General features: G+C 60.5%; 12 protein-coding genes and 2 pseudogenes. 6 read left to right on the forward strand and 8 right to left on the reverse strand.

Features of this window, described 5'->3' with window-relative positions; all coding sequences use genetic code 11:
- The gene (locus RW095_RS18455) at positions 1 to 1011 is read right to left on the reverse strand and encodes a DUF2891 domain-containing protein (RefSeq protein WP_317017443.1); all 1011 of its coding nucleotides are present in this window, start codon (positions 1009 to 1011) and stop codon (positions 1 to 3) included.
- A gap of 358 nt (positions 1012 to 1369) precedes the next feature.
- Here RW095_RS18455 and RW095_RS18460 point away from each other — a divergent pair, with 358 nt between their 5' ends.
- A complete protein-coding gene (locus RW095_RS18460) occupies positions 1370 to 1573 on the forward strand; it encodes a hypothetical protein (RefSeq protein WP_317017445.1) in 204 nt (67 codons plus the stop codon).
- 54 nt (positions 1574 to 1627) lie between these two features.
- Here the strand turns inward: RW095_RS18460 and RW095_RS18465 are convergent, their stop codons facing one another.
- Both RW095_RS18465 and RW095_RS18470 read right to left on the reverse strand, forming a co-directional pair.
- Positions 1628 to 2305, reverse strand: coding sequence for a LysR substrate-binding domain-containing protein (locus RW095_RS18465; RefSeq protein WP_317017447.1), 678 nt, complete (start codon positions 2303 to 2305; stop codon positions 1628 to 1630).
- A 125-nt stretch (positions 2306 to 2430) separates the two neighbouring features.
- Positions 2431 to 2556: pseudogene (locus RW095_RS18470) on the reverse strand (LysR family transcriptional regulator); the annotation flags it as partial.
- A 152-nt stretch (positions 2557 to 2708) separates the two neighbouring features.
- Between RW095_RS18470 and RW095_RS18475 the strand changes: the two are divergent.
- From RW095_RS18475 to RW095_RS18485, 3 genes and pseudogenes are all read left to right on the forward strand, one after another.
- Positions 2709 to 3578 (forward strand): amidohydrolase family protein, encoded by an 870-nt coding sequence (locus tag RW095_RS18475; protein ID WP_317017448.1) that lies wholly within the window; start codon positions 2709 to 2711, stop codon positions 3576 to 3578.
- Between the two features lie 143 nt (positions 3579 to 3721).
- On the forward strand, positions 3722 to 5023 hold the full coding sequence (locus tag RW095_RS18480) for a dicarboxylate/amino acid:cation symporter (RefSeq protein ID WP_317017450.1): 1302 nt from the start codon (positions 3722 to 3724) through the stop codon (positions 5021 to 5023).
- A gap of 124 nt (positions 5024 to 5147) precedes the next feature.
- Positions 5148 to 6234: pseudogene (locus RW095_RS18485) on the forward strand (porin).
- 45 nt (positions 6235 to 6279) lie between these two features.
- Here RW095_RS18485 and RW095_RS18490 read toward each other — a convergent pair.
- Positions 6280 to 7431: an MBL fold metallo-hydrolase gene (locus tag RW095_RS18490; protein ID WP_317017452.1), complete on the reverse strand. Its 1152-nt coding sequence runs from the start codon at positions 7429 to 7431 to the stop codon at positions 6280 to 6282.
- Positions 7432 to 7514: 83 nt separating this feature from the next.
- Here RW095_RS18490 and RW095_RS18495 point away from each other — a divergent pair, with 83 nt between their 5' ends.
- Positions 7515 to 8129, forward strand: a complete 615-nt coding sequence (locus RW095_RS18495) for a TetR/AcrR family transcriptional regulator (protein ID WP_317017454.1) — start codon at positions 7515 to 7517, stop codon at positions 8127 to 8129.
- A gap of 270 nt (positions 8130 to 8399) precedes the next feature.
- On the opposite strand, the gene RW095_RS18500 is transcribed toward RW095_RS18495, so the two are convergent.
- The 3 genes from RW095_RS18500 to RW095_RS18510 all read right to left on the reverse strand — a co-directional run bounded on the left by RW095_RS18500 (position 8400) and on the right by RW095_RS18510 (position 10327).
- Positions 8400 to 8732 carry a hypothetical protein gene (locus RW095_RS18500; RefSeq protein WP_317017455.1) on the reverse strand — a complete coding sequence of 111 codons (333 nt, stop codon included), beginning with the start codon at positions 8730 to 8732 and terminating at the stop codon, positions 8400 to 8402.
- A gap of 90 nt (positions 8733 to 8822) precedes the next feature.
- Positions 8823 to 9266, reverse strand: a complete 444-nt coding sequence (locus RW095_RS18505) for a cupin domain-containing protein (RefSeq protein WP_317017456.1) — start codon at positions 9264 to 9266, stop codon at positions 8823 to 8825.
- Positions 9267 to 9364: 98 nt separating this feature from the next.
- Positions 9365 to 10327: a LysR family transcriptional regulator gene (locus RW095_RS18510; protein WP_317017458.1), complete on the reverse strand. Its 963-nt coding sequence runs from the start codon at positions 10325 to 10327 to the stop codon at positions 9365 to 9367.
- Positions 10328 to 10491: 164 nt separating this feature from the next.
- Here RW095_RS18510 and RW095_RS18515 point away from each other — a divergent pair, with 164 nt between their 5' ends.
- Positions 10492 to 11097 carry a peroxidase-related enzyme gene (locus RW095_RS18515; RefSeq protein ID WP_317017460.1) on the forward strand — a complete coding sequence of 202 codons (606 nt, stop codon included), beginning with the start codon at positions 10492 to 10494 and terminating at the stop codon, positions 11095 to 11097.
- Between the two features lie 23 nt (positions 11098 to 11120).
- On the opposite strand, the gene RW095_RS18520 is transcribed toward RW095_RS18515, so the two are convergent.
- A complete protein-coding gene (locus RW095_RS18520) occupies positions 11121 to 12371 on the reverse strand; it encodes an MFS transporter (RefSeq protein WP_317017462.1) in 1251 nt (416 codons plus the stop codon).
- Positions 12372 to 12578: the final 207 nt, after the last annotated feature.

The following is a 12578-nucleotide window of genomic DNA, read 5'->3' on the forward strand; positions in this document are numbered from 1 at the left end:
TCATGCTTCCAATGCGAGCGTAGCGAACGTGCCCAGCCAATGCTCGCCCATGTAGTCTCCCGCCACGTGAGGCAGCGCGCTTTGCAAATGCCGCTCGGCCGAATCGAACAGCACTGCGCGCCGTATATCTCCCGCCGGCAGCGCGCGAGCCAGCGAGCGTTGACACCATGCGCGGCTTAGATTGAGGCCGTCGAGGTGAGCAATCTTGCCGTCGGTGCGATCAGTCACGGTAACCGGTTCGAACAGCGTCGCGGGTTTTTTCGCACCGAACTCGGGCAGAAAGCGGCCGAACCAGTCGACGAATTGAGCGGGCGGCAAAACACGCCGCATCAACTCCGCTTCCGTCAGCGAAGGCGACAGAAACTCGTCGCCCGCGGGCTCCCATGCCTGGCACCCCACGTCGTGCAAAAACCAGCGCTCCGCGGTACTGACGATCAGCGCTTCGAGCTGGCTGTGCGACGTTTGCCGCGCGAAGTCCAGCGTGAGTGCAAGCGCGAACGCCATGTTGAAATGCGTGCCGACGCGTAGCGGATAGGTGGCTTTGGGCAGGAACGTCTGGAAGCGTTCGACGAAAACCTCGGTAAGCGGCGCGAAAGTTCTCGACCACCGTGCAGCGTCAGACAGCTTCAACGATTGCAACTGCGCGCTGAGCGCGAGCAACCATGCCCAGCCATACGGCCGCTCGAAGCCCAGGTTGTGCGGCAAGTCCAGATAAGCGCGCTCGCCGGCCACGTTCGCCGCGGTAAAGTGCTCGTCGACCACCGCGACGATACGTGCTGCTTCCGGCAAGTCCGGAAAGCGCTCCATCAGATGAAGAACCAACCAGTAGCCGTGCACGCACGAATGCCAGTCATAGCTCCCATAAAAAATCGGATGCAATGCACGGGGGCTTTGCACGTCCTCGGGACCGGCGAGCGAATGCGTGAGTTTGTTCGGATATTCGCGCGTGAGGTGGGCGAGCGCAAGGTTGGCGAATTTCGAAGCTAATTCGCGAGTGAGCAGGGCAGTCATCGGCAGTTCCTCGAAGGCGGAATACGAACAGGCTACTAGTATCGTATTGGCGGCCGACAATAGCAAAGCGGCAAGCGTTGCGCGCTGCCCGATGCCCTCCGGGCAATGGCGTCGCAGCGGACGGAATGGCGCAATGTTGGCCGATGTTGGCATTTGCAGGCGCGAACGGAAGGCAATTTCTACTAAAGCTGCGCTTAAAAATTTCTAACGCGTACCGGGAGGGGCGAGAGCCGAAACGGACAGGCAAGGGGAGTTCCTTTCGAGTCCTTTGCGCCGCTCTTTTACTCCGTATGCGCGTGCTATGGTCGCTTTCCAAAATAAGCAATGCGCTGACCACACGAAGATGGAGCAGTTCTTTATGCGGCGTATTAGTGCCGTCAATTTCCTGCTGGCACGCCGGCGCATGTGTCTCGACAGGATTGCGGCCGCAACCAGCGGCGGCGTGCAACTCCAACGCGAAGTCGAGTTTCTCGAGCGCTTGGTACTCAACGTTCGCGCGGGCCGGCTCAGCACATTCGAATTGACCCATGCAAAAGCCGTTGCCGTGGTGATTACAGATTAGCGATTTAAAAGTACTGCAAGCGCAATGGCTAAGACCTCCGGCTCTATTGCCTTCTTACTTGCTGCGCACAGCACTGTAGAGAGGCAATGCCCGCTCTTCGAGCATTGCAATCGCCTGGACCGCCAGTTGCGACAGCGTATGCTTGCTGCTCGTCGCAATAGCAAGGCGGCTGAATAAAGTCGGCTCGGTAATGCGGATCACGCGAAAGCGCCGTTTGAGCGCGTCGCTCACGGTTGCGTTGAGCGGCAGCACTGCGTAGCCGATGCCTTCGCTGACCAGATCGAGAATCGACGACACGGCATCCACTTCCAGTTCGATGTTGAGCCTTACTCCTTGCTCGGCCGCGACCGATTCGAGCATGCGCCGAATCGCATGCATGCGCCCGGGAATCACCAGCGGATAACGTGGAATGTCGCGCAATGCGATTGCCTCCACCGGCTCGGGTGCGAATTCCGCTTGCGCTTTACTGTCGTCAGCACCGATCAGAAAGAGCTCTTCTGTGAATACGGTGCGTTTGTCGATCAGCGGTGTATCGAACGTGTCGTAAAGAACTGCGGCGTCGACACGACCCATCATCAGCCATTCGATCAGGTAGGTCGACAGACCTTCCGCAACGGAAATGGTCGCGCCGGGAAACGACGTGCGAAAGCTGCGCACCAGTTCGTTGGTCGCGACCTTCGCGAAGCTCGGCGTGATGCCAATGCAAAAATGCCCGCCGACGGTGCCGCGCAACTCGTCCAGATCCTGCGACGCGCGCTGAACCTGCGAGAGGATCCCTTTTGAATGAGCCAGCTTCGCTGACCGGCGGGCGTGAGCGCGACGCCGCGGCCATTTCGCTCGAGCAGCGTGTGACGCAATTCCACTTCGAGTTGCCGCACGAGCCTGCTCAGCGCGGGCTGGTTGGTGTCGAGCGTAATCGCGGCGCGCGTGAAGCTGCCGAGTTCGGCCACATGCACAAACGCTTCCAACTGCTTGAGGTCCATGACGGGAGGTATGTGTAATTCACATATCAGCTAGTTCGGTATAGAGATTGTATCGAGCGGCGCTCCCCGCCACAATCGGCTTACCCCAGCTTACCTACCAAGTTACATAGAGGGCCGCGCCGCGAGGCCACCCTGATAGAGACGACGCTTCCATGAAATCCTGTTTGCCGCCCGATCCCCATCCTGTCCGGCCCGCACAGCAATTGCCCGCCGGCGCCTGCGACGCGCATTGCCATGTTTTCGGTCCCGCCGGGGTATTCCCGTATGCGCCCGATCGCAGCTACACGCCGCCCGACGCGCCTTTCGAGCAACTGGTCGCGTTGCATGATTTTCTCGGCGTGAGCCGCGGCGTGATCGTACAGGCGAGCTGTCACGGCACCGACAATACCGCGATGCTCGATGCGATAGCGCGTGGCAACGGCCGCTATCGCGGTGTCGCGATAGTCGACGGCGATGTGACCGACGCACAACTCGCCGAGCTCGACACACGCGGCGTGCGGGGCGTGCGCTTTAACTTCGTCGCGCATCTCGGCGGCGCGCCGGATCTCGACGTGTTTGACCGGGTACTGCAGCGGATCGAGCGGCTTGGCTGGCATGTGGTGCTGCATCTGGATGCGCAGGATATCCTTCAGTACGCCGAGCGGATCGCGCGCATCAAGGTGCCGTTCGTGATCGACCACATGGGCCGCGTGCGCGCTGAAGCAGGCCTCGATCAGGAGCCGTTCCGGCAACTTCTCGAGCTGATGCGCCATCCGCTCGCATGGGTCAAGGTCTGCGGTTCGGAGCGCGTATCCGCAGGCCGCCGACCGTTCGACGATGCGATTCCGTTCGCCCAAACGCTGATCGAAGCCGCGCCCGACCGTGTGCTGTGGGGCACGGACTGGCCTCATCCGAACATCAGCAAGGACATGCCGAACGACGGCGAACTGGTCGATCTGCTATTACGCTTCTGCCCAGACAAGGCATTGCGTGAAAAACTGCTGGTCACGAACCCCGCGCGGCTTTACGGCTTCAACGTGTAGTTGCAGCTGCAACATGTCCTGAACTGCCGCGTGAGACGGCAGGCATGCGGAGAGCGACACTTATCGACTTTCCGCTAATCAATTTCGATGGAGACAAAGATGACCATAACCGATTCCCGCATTTGCCGATTCGGAGCGGCTTCATGAGCGAGAGTGCCGTCATGACCTCGTCCGCGCCGGGCGCGAAGAAGCCGTTTTACAGAACGCTCTATTTCCATGTGTTCGTCGCGATCATTATCGGCGTGCTGCTCGGGCATTTCGCGCCCTCGCTCGCCGTGAAGATGAAGCCGCTCGGCGACGCGTTCATCAAGCTCATCAAGATGGTCATTGGCCCGATCATCTTCTGTACTGTGGTGACCGGCATTGCCGGAATGGGCGACATGAAGAAGGTGGGGCGAGTGGGCGGCAAGGCGCTGCTGTACTTCGAGATCGTGTCGACGCTCTCGCTCGTGATAGGGCTTGTAGCAGGGCACATTTTTCACCCCGGCAGCGGCTTCAATCTGAATCCGGCCACCATCGACACGAAAGCGCTGACCGGTTACACGACTGCCGCACATCAGCAAAATACGGTGGAGTTTCTGATGCACATCATTCCCGACACCGTCACAGGCGCCTTTGCGTCGGGCAATGTGCTGCAGATCCTGCTCATTTCAGTGCTGTTCGGCGCAGCGCTTGCCGCGACCGGACAGCGCGGACGGCCGCTGATCGCGATGATCGACTACTTCGCCCATACGTTTTTTGGCATCGTTCACATCATTATGAAAGTGGCGGCGCTCGGCGCGTTCGGCTCCATTGCGTTCACGATCGACACCTATGGAATCGGCGCGGTTGTGCCGTTGCTGAAGCTGATTGGCGCGTTCTACGCGACGCTCGCCGTGTTTGTGATCGTGGTGCTCGGTGCAATTTCGCGGCTGCTCGGTTTCAGTATTCTGCGTTTCATGAGCTATATACGTGAAGAGATTCTGATCGTGCTCGGCACGAGTTCTTCAGAGGCCGCGCTTCCGCAGATGCTTGAGAAGCTCGAGCGCCTCGGCTGCTCGAAGTCGGTTGTTGGACTCGTTATTCCGGCGGGCTATTCGTTCAACCTCGGCGGTACGAACATCTATCTGACGATGGCCGTGCTGTTCATTGCTCAGGCGTTCAACATCGAACTCAGCCTGACGCAACAGTTGACGCTCGTGGGCGTGGCGATGCTGACGTCGAAAGGAGCAAGCGGCGTGGCGGGTGCTGCGTTCGTGATGCTCACTTCCACGCTGCTGGTTTTTCCGCTGATTCCGGTGTCGGGCATGGTGCTGATTCTCGGCATTCACCGTTTCATGGGTACAGGTCTCGCGATTGCGAACACGATCGGCAACGGCGTTGCCACGCTCGTAGTTTCCGCGTGGGAACACGAACTCGACCGTTCGAAGCTGAATGCAGGCATGTCGCGCCGACGGGCGGATTGACCGCATGAACTGACCATATAGCCGCTGTAAAACACTAGAGATCGTTCTGACTGCGTGCGCATACGCGCACGCGGCAGGGGCAGCTTGCGCTCAAAAAATACAAACTGGTCTGGAGACACAATCCATGTGCATAAAAACAAACGGCATGCGCCACGGGGCACGCTTTAACGCAACGAGCATTGCAACGGCCCTGCTCGCGTTAGTAAGCGGCACGGCGAACGCCGACTCTTCGCAAGCCGCGGCCGGCGCTGCGTCGTTATCGACTTCGTCGGTCCAGATGTACGGCTTGATCGGCATGTATATCGACAGCGCGAAACTCAGTACAACGCGCGCAAGCACAGTGCAAATGGGCGGGGGCGGAATGACCACATCGTTCTGGGGCATCCGCGGCCGTGAGGATATTGGCGGCGGTAACGCGGTGATCTTCAGCCTCGAAAGTTTTTTCCGGCCGAACACCGGACAGATGGGACGCAACACGACCGACGGACTTTTTTCGCGCAACGCCTACGTTGGACTCACCGGCGCATACGGCACGTTCAAGTTTGGCGAGCAAACCAACCCGACGTATATCAACCAGCAACTCGTCAATCCGTTTGGCTCTTCCGTGGTCTTCTCGCCATTGATCGTGCAGTCGTACACGGCGAGCTACAACAATACGGTGATTTGGCGATACCGTCTGGCAGAACGCAATCGAGTACGTATCGCCGAACTACGGCGGGCTGACGGGCACCGCGATTTATAGCGTGAGCAGCACGACGGGGCATCAGGGGCGCGACAACGTCGGCCTGCATTTGACGTATGCGAACGGACCGCTGACGGCGGTGTTCTCTGCGCAGCGCGTGCGGACCGCGGCGGTCGCGCCGTCGACGGGACAGTACCTTTACCTCGCCGGCGCCGCGTACGACGCGAAGTTCATGAAGGTCTACGGCGCCGCGCAAATGACGAGTAACAACAACGTTGAAACCGGCTCTCACACTTATGAACTGGGCCTTTCCGTTCCGCTCACGCCGTCCAATGTGATTCTCGCCGAGTGGGCGCGCACCAAACACAGCGCGCCGCTAGACCGCAGCAATGTGCGCAATACGGCGAGTCTCGCCTACGAATACATTCTTTCTAAACGCACCTACGTGTACACGGTGTATTCATACGACAAGCTCACGGCCAATCCTTCCGGCAGCACGTACGGCGTGGGCATCCAGCATACCTTCTAGATGGGCTGCGGAACTCCGCTAAGTGGAGTTCCGCGTCACGCTGCTTCAGGAGTTGGCACGGCCTGCGCCGTTGCATGAGAACAGGCGTGCGAACGAACGTGTGATGAAGCCACGCGATGGCAGCGGTGCCTTTACCGGCTCGACGACATTGCGCCACCAGCGCTCGCCTCGATGCGGCGCCGCGAGGTCGAGCCGCTCGCCCATGCGCGGGGTCGAAAGCGCGATGCCACGAGCGGCGGCGAGCCCTAGCACTCGCTCGAACGGCTCGTACCATCTGTGCATCGCCAGATCGAACGTGCCGTTATGAATCGGCACAAGCAAGCGGCCACGCAAGTCGATATGCGCCTGTACGGTATCGTCCGGCTGCATGTGGACATACGGCCATTGCGCGTCGTACGCGCCGGTTTCGACGAGCGTCACGTCGAATGGCCCCAGGCGTTCGCCGATGGTCCTGAAGCCGTCGAAGTAGCCGGTATCGCCGCTGAAAAACACCCGCAGATCGTCGTCGACGATGACCCACGACGCCCACAGCGTGCTGTTGCCGTCGAACAGGCTGCGTCCCGAGAAATGCTGGGCGGGCGTCGCCGTCAATGCCATGCCGTCAATTTCAACGCTTTGCCACCAGTCGAGCTGGCGCACCTTGCTCGCGTCAATGCCCCAGTCGATCAGCCGGTCGCCCACGCCGAGCGGCGTGACAAACACTTTCGTCGTAGCGGCAAGCGCGAGCACCGTTTCCCGATCCAGGTGATCGTAGTGATCGTGCGAAAGAATCACGCCGGCAAGCGGCGGCAAATCGGCAAGCGCGATGGGCGGCGCATGAAAACGCTTCGGGCCGAGACGCTGGAATGGCGATGCACGTTCGGCGAATACCGGATCGGTCAGCCAGAATCGACCGCGCAGCTTCAGCAGCACCGTTGAATGGCCGAGCCGGTACAGGCTGCGGTCGGGCGCTGCATCAAGCTGCTCCCGCGTCAACGTGTCGACGGGCAGTGCGCCGGCCGGAACGGTTCCCTGCGGCTTGTTGAGCAGCATATCCCACGCGATGCGCAAGGTTTTGCCGAATCCTTCGACGGGACGCGGCTTGACGTTGCGAAAGCGCTCGCCGTCGTGCTGCGCCGACAAACCGGACAGCTCGCGCCCGCGCTTCGCCGCAGTGAAACCGAGTGCACGGCCGATGGAATGGATGAGCGCTGTCATGTGTGACTTCCTGACCTGGAAAGTAGACTGGGTAGTGTAATTTATAATCTGGAAAAGTAAACCGCCCAGTGTAAAATTTCCGGATGGACCCAAGCCTCACTCATCAACGCCTGACCGACCGCAAGCGCGTCGCCGTGATTTCCGCGGCTATCGAAGAATTCCTTGCGGCGGGCTTCGACGCCACCAGCATGGACCGCATCGCCGCGCGCGCAAATGTCTCGAAGCGCACCGTCTACAACCATTTCCCGAGCAAGGAAGCGCTATTCGCAGAGATATTGCGGCAGTTGTGGGACGCGAGTCATTCGGGCGAGGCGTTCGCTTACCGGGCGGCTGCGCCCTTGCGCGAGCAACTGATCGAACTGTTGATGCGCAAGCTCAGGCTGATGAACGACGAGGCGTTTGTGGCGCTGGCGCGCGTGGCTATTGCCGCGGGTATTCATTCGCCCGAACGCGCGCGCGATATGGTGGCGCGACTCGGCGAACGCGAGGAAGACCTGACCGTGTGGATCCGCGCGGCCGCTGCGGATAAACGTCTGCGGATTTCCGATCCCGTGTTTGCCGCGCATCAATTGCAGGGGCTCGTGAAGGCATTCGCTTTCTGGCCGCAGGTGACGATGGGGCAGTCGCCGCTTAGCAAGGCCGAACAGCAGGCAATCGCGGACTCGACAGCCGATATGTTCCTCGCGCGCTATGCGTGAATGCCGATCCGCTTGAAGAATGCGTTTCCGGCTGTCCTCGAACGGCGTCTGCAACTCTTCAGAACGGGCGCAAGTCATGCGTGCGTGACGAGTATGCGTGGCCGTCTTTACCCTGAAATGCGAACTCCTAAGCAATGTGACAGCCTGCGCGAAGATGCACGGGCAATCGCGCAGTGAGACGGATGGTTACAGCGAGACGCATGCCGCTTGATCGTTGCCCGTTTTTTACATGGGATTGCAAGTTGTACCAGGACAGAAGACAGCCGCGTTTCATGACGCGTGTTGCGTTCGCGCGCGGATGTCGTTCGCGCTTGCAGTGACCGACGCCCGCACGATTTGTCGAAGCGGTTGCGCTTTGCCGTCGACGAGAAGTGCGACGCTCCCGACCAGTGAGGAGATGATGATGGAACCAGTGCTGAGGAAGATAATGACCGCCGTGTTGATCGCGGCGCTGGCAGGCGGCACCGTGGGGTGCAAGCGCTCGGGCTCGAATGATACGGCCGGGACCGCGGGCACGGGCGGGCCGGCTGCCATGAGCAGCGGCCCGGCGGCACCTATGGGCGGTGCATCGGCCGCGAGCCAGTAAGCCGGCGCCGCAAGCATTCGCTTCGCGATATCCGGGCATTTCGGTGCGACCTTATCTAAGGGCGGCGTGTGCCCGATGGCGCGTTCACCGCGCCGATGGCCACGCCGTCATGCATCTGGCGGAACGGGCGCGCGCCATGCATCTCCGGCAGGATCATAAGGCACGACGCGTTCGTGTTCGTCCGGCTGATTGCGCGCGACTATCGCTCTTGCTGCGACCGTGTCGTCCAGATTGAACGGCTGATGCGGCACACCCGGAGGAATAAAAAGGAAGTCGCCGGCTTCGGTAATCACCGACTCGCGCAAGCCGGGACCGTAGCGTGTCTCGACTCGCCCTTCGAGCATGTAAATCGCCGTCTCATAGTCGGCGTGAGAATGCGGTTCCGCATGGCCGCCGGGCGGTACTACGACCAGGTACATCGACAAACCAGCGGCTTGAGCCGTGCCTCGTGAAATGCCGACGAAATACGGCAAGCGCTGGCTTGTCGTGATCGCCTCGTCCGGGCGAACCCTGACGACCGTTCGCTGTGCGTCGTGCAAAACGTTTGACATGGCGGCTCCTTTGCAACGGTAAGGTTCGTCGTTGTCCGCGTTGTGAAGCAAGTCTAGACGATAGATGCGCCGCTTTCGAACCCGGAGCGGAGCAGCAATCAAGTCGGCGATGCGCGTTTCTGCCTGCCGCGCGGCGTGGCTTTCGCACTCAGCATGTCCGTGTCTCGCGCCAACGCCGCGCGCAAACGCGGCACTGCGAAATCAATAAAACTGCGTGTTTTCAGCGGCAATTTTCCTTGCCCCGTATGCATGATGCTCACTGGTATGGGCTCGGGTTCGAAGTCGCGCAGCACCAGTTTCAGCTTGCCTTCGTCGACGGCTCGCGCCGCCTGGTACGACAGCACGGTGGTCAAACCGACACCGGCGATGGCGGCGTCGATAGCCGCCTCCGCCGTATTCACCGACAGCCGCGCATGAATCGGAACGGCTTCGTGCGTGCCCGTGCTTGTGGCGAAGTTCCACACGGCGCCCGAAGGCAGCGAATCGAAATTGACGCACGAAAAGCGCACGAGATCGGCAGGTGTTTCGGGCTCGCCCGCTTGCGCGAGGTAGTGCGGACTCGCGCAAACCACGCGGTTCACCGTGCCGACCTGAGTCGCGACCATGCTGCTGTCGGGAAGCTTGCCGATGCGCAGCGCGACCTCGATATGTTCGTCCAGCAGATGCAGGTTGCGGTCGGCGAGCACGAGCCGCACGGTTATCTCGGCAAAGGTCGCGAGAAAGTCGCTGACGATGGGCAGCATATGCAGCCGCCCGAATACGATAGGCGCCGTCACGACAAGTTCGCCGCGCGGCGTGCTGTACTCGCCAGCCGCGGCGCTTTCCGCTTCGCTAACCTGCTCGAGAATCTGCTTGCACGCGGCGAGGTAAGCTACGCCCGCTTCGGTCAGCGTGAGCTTGCGCGTCGAGCGTACAAGTAGACGCGCGTTCAGATGCGCCTCCAGTTCCGCGACTTTGCGGCTGACGGTGGGCAGCGGCATATGCAGCTTGCGGCTCGCAGCGGAGAAACTGCCGGTTTCAGCCGCGGCTACCAGAATCGACATTGCTTCAAGACGGTCCATGAATCCGCGCGCTCATCGAGTATGAATCGATGGAAAATACCGGATTGCAGCGACTCCTGGAAGAGCGCGGACGCGTCTATGCGAAACGGGCTCGCGCTGTACTCGTGAAATGCTGGCGAGCGCTACAATCGTCATGACATATAGCGCTATAACGGAGACACAGCATGGCCAATCTTCAACCAATCAGCCGCTACCCGGTGCCCGATCCGAGCGAATGGCCCGATGACATCAGCGCACGCATTCTCGAAGTACAGCAAAAAGCCGGGTTCGTGCCGAATGTATTTCTGACACTTGCGCATCGGCCCGACGAATTTCGTGCGTTCTTTGCGTATCACGATGCATTGATGCTGAAAGAAGGCGGCCTCACCAAAGGCGAACGCGAGATGATCGTGGTCGCCACCAGCGCGGTGAACGATTGCCTCTATTGTGTGGTCGCACACGGCGCGATTCTGCGCATTTACGAAAAGGCGCCGCTGCTCGCGGATCAGGTGGCCGTGAACCATCGCAAGGCGGACATCACCGCGCGGCAGAAAGCCATGCTCGACTTTGCGTTGAAGGTATGCCGCGAATCCGGCTGCGTCGACGATGCCGACTTCCAGACGTTGCGAGAACATGGATTCGCGGACGAAGACCTCTGGGACATTGCCGCGATTACAGCGTTTTTCGGCTTGTCGAACCGCATGGCCAATGTCATTTCGATGCGCCCCAACGACGAGTTCTATTTGATGGGGCGCGTGCCGAAAGCCGCTTCCGATTCGCCGCAGAAATAAACCTCTGCCTGCTTATGCAGTACTCATGCGCTCGCCGGTTCTGAACGAAGTGCGGGCGTGTGCAGTGCGGTGTCGTCGATTGGAAAGTGCAGCAGTGCGGCGACGAGACCGCTCGCTACTGTCGCTTGCCACAGCAGAGAATACGAGCCCGTCAGGTCGAAGACCACGCCGCCGAGCCACGCGCCGAGAAACGATCCGATCTGATGGCTCAGAAAGCAGACGCCGAACAGGCTCCCGAGATGGCGTGTTCCGAATACTTTCGCAACGAGGCCGCTCGTCAGCGGAACGGTGCCGAGCCAGGTGAGGCCCATGACGGCCGCAAATACGACTACCGTCAGGGCACTTTTCGGTAGCATAAAGAATGCGCCGATCGTCACGCTGCGAATCAGGTAGAGCCAGCCAAGCACGTAATGCTGCCGGAACCGGCCGCCTAACCATCCGCAGGCCCAACTGCCGATCATGTTGAACAAGCCGATCAATGCAAGAGCGGTCGCGCCGAGTCCGATGGGCATATGGCATAGCGACAGATAGCCTGGCAAATGCGTGGCGATGAACGCAAGTTGAAATCCACAGGTAAAGAAGCCGAGTGTGAGCAACCGGTATCCGCGATGCTGGGCGGCTTGAGCAAGCACGCTGCGTAGTGGCGCCAGCGGCGGCTCTGAAAGCGGTGCTCCGGTTCGTGCGCGCCGGTCCAATACGATGCCGAGCGGGGCAACCATCAACATCAGGAAAGCCAGCACGAATAGCGACGTGGCAATGCCCGCGTTGAGCCTGATGCCTTGAACGAGCGGGACCATCAGTACCTGACCGGCGGAACCTCCTGCGCTGACAAGCCCCATCGCCATGCTGCGTTTTTCCGCCGATGCCACGCGGCCGACCGCCGGCAACACGACGCCGAATGTGGTGCAACTCACGCCGATGCCCACCAGCAGGCCCATGCCGACGATCAACATCGGCCCGCTCGGCGCGACGGCCGCGAGGCCGAGGCCCGCCGCGAAAGTCGTCGCGCCGAATGCGACCACCGGCGCGGAGCCATAGCGGTCCGCAGCCGCGCCCGCGAACGGTTGCGCGAAGCCCCACACCAGATTGTGCAGCGCAATTGCGAACGCGATGAGCGTGACGGGCAAACCTCGATCGAAAGAAAACGGTCCTATGAATAGCCCGAACGTTTGCCGGATTCCCATTGCCGCGCTGAGAATGAGCGCGGCGGCGAGAATGACGAGCGTCGTGTGATTGAACGCGGGCGCAAAGCGTTTGCTGTTGGCGGTCGACATGGTTCTGATCTCCCTCGACACAATGGTCGCAGCGAGCATCGGAAGCCGCAAAAGAAAAGTTTTTGACGACAGGTGAGCGCCGCTCACCTGTGCGATCGACCGGGCGCCGGGAACGATGTGCTTTCAAGCTTGGAACGACGTGCCGATCTGAACCAGAAACTTCTGGTACTTATCGGTAGCGGGTTTAACGACCCCGAAGCGGAGTAA

Origin of the sequence: Paraburkholderia kirstenboschensis (assembly GCF_032806925.1) — a bacterium.
GTDB classification, from domain to species: Bacteria; Pseudomonadota; Gammaproteobacteria; order Burkholderiales; family Burkholderiaceae; genus Paraburkholderia; species Paraburkholderia kirstenboschensis.

Bases quoted from the DNA above. Each gene is read 5' to 3' on its own strand.
- RW095_RS18455 (WP_317017443.1), bottom strand. From the start codon at position 1,011: ATGACTGCCCTGCTCACTCGCGAATTAGCTTCGAAATTCGCCAACCTT.
- RW095_RS18460 (WP_317017445.1), top strand. From the start codon at position 1,370: ATGCGGCGTATTAGTGCCGTCAATTTCCTGCTGGCACGCCGGCGCATG.
- RW095_RS18475 (WP_317017448.1), top strand. From the start codon at position 2,709: ATGAAATCCTGTTTGCCGCCCGATCCCCATCCTGTCCGGCCCGCACAG.
- RW095_RS18480 (WP_317017450.1), top strand. From the start codon at position 3,722: ATGAGCGAGAGTGCCGTCATGACCTCGTCCGCGCCGGGCGCGAAGAAG.
- RW095_RS18490 (WP_317017452.1), bottom strand. From the start codon at position 7,431: ATGACAGCGCTCATCCATTCCATCGGCCGTGCACTCGGTTTCACTGCG.
- RW095_RS18495 (WP_317017454.1), top strand. From the start codon at position 7,515: ATGGACCCAAGCCTCACTCATCAACGCCTGACCGACCGCAAGCGCGTC.
- RW095_RS18500 (WP_317017455.1), bottom strand. From the start codon at position 8,732: ATGCTTGCGGCGCCGGCTTACTGGCTCGCGGCCGATGCACCGCCCATA.
- RW095_RS18505 (WP_317017456.1), bottom strand. From the start codon at position 9,266: ATGTCAAACGTTTTGCACGACGCACAGCGAACGGTCGTCAGGGTTCGC.
- RW095_RS18510 (WP_317017458.1), bottom strand. From the start codon at position 10,327: ATGGACCGTCTTGAAGCAATGTCGATTCTGGTAGCCGCGGCTGAAACC.
- RW095_RS18515 (WP_317017460.1), top strand. From the start codon at position 10,492: ATGGCCAATCTTCAACCAATCAGCCGCTACCCGGTGCCCGATCCGAGC.
- RW095_RS18520 (WP_317017462.1), bottom strand. From the start codon at position 12,371: ATGTCGACCGCCAACAGCAAACGCTTTGCGCCCGCGTTCAATCACACG.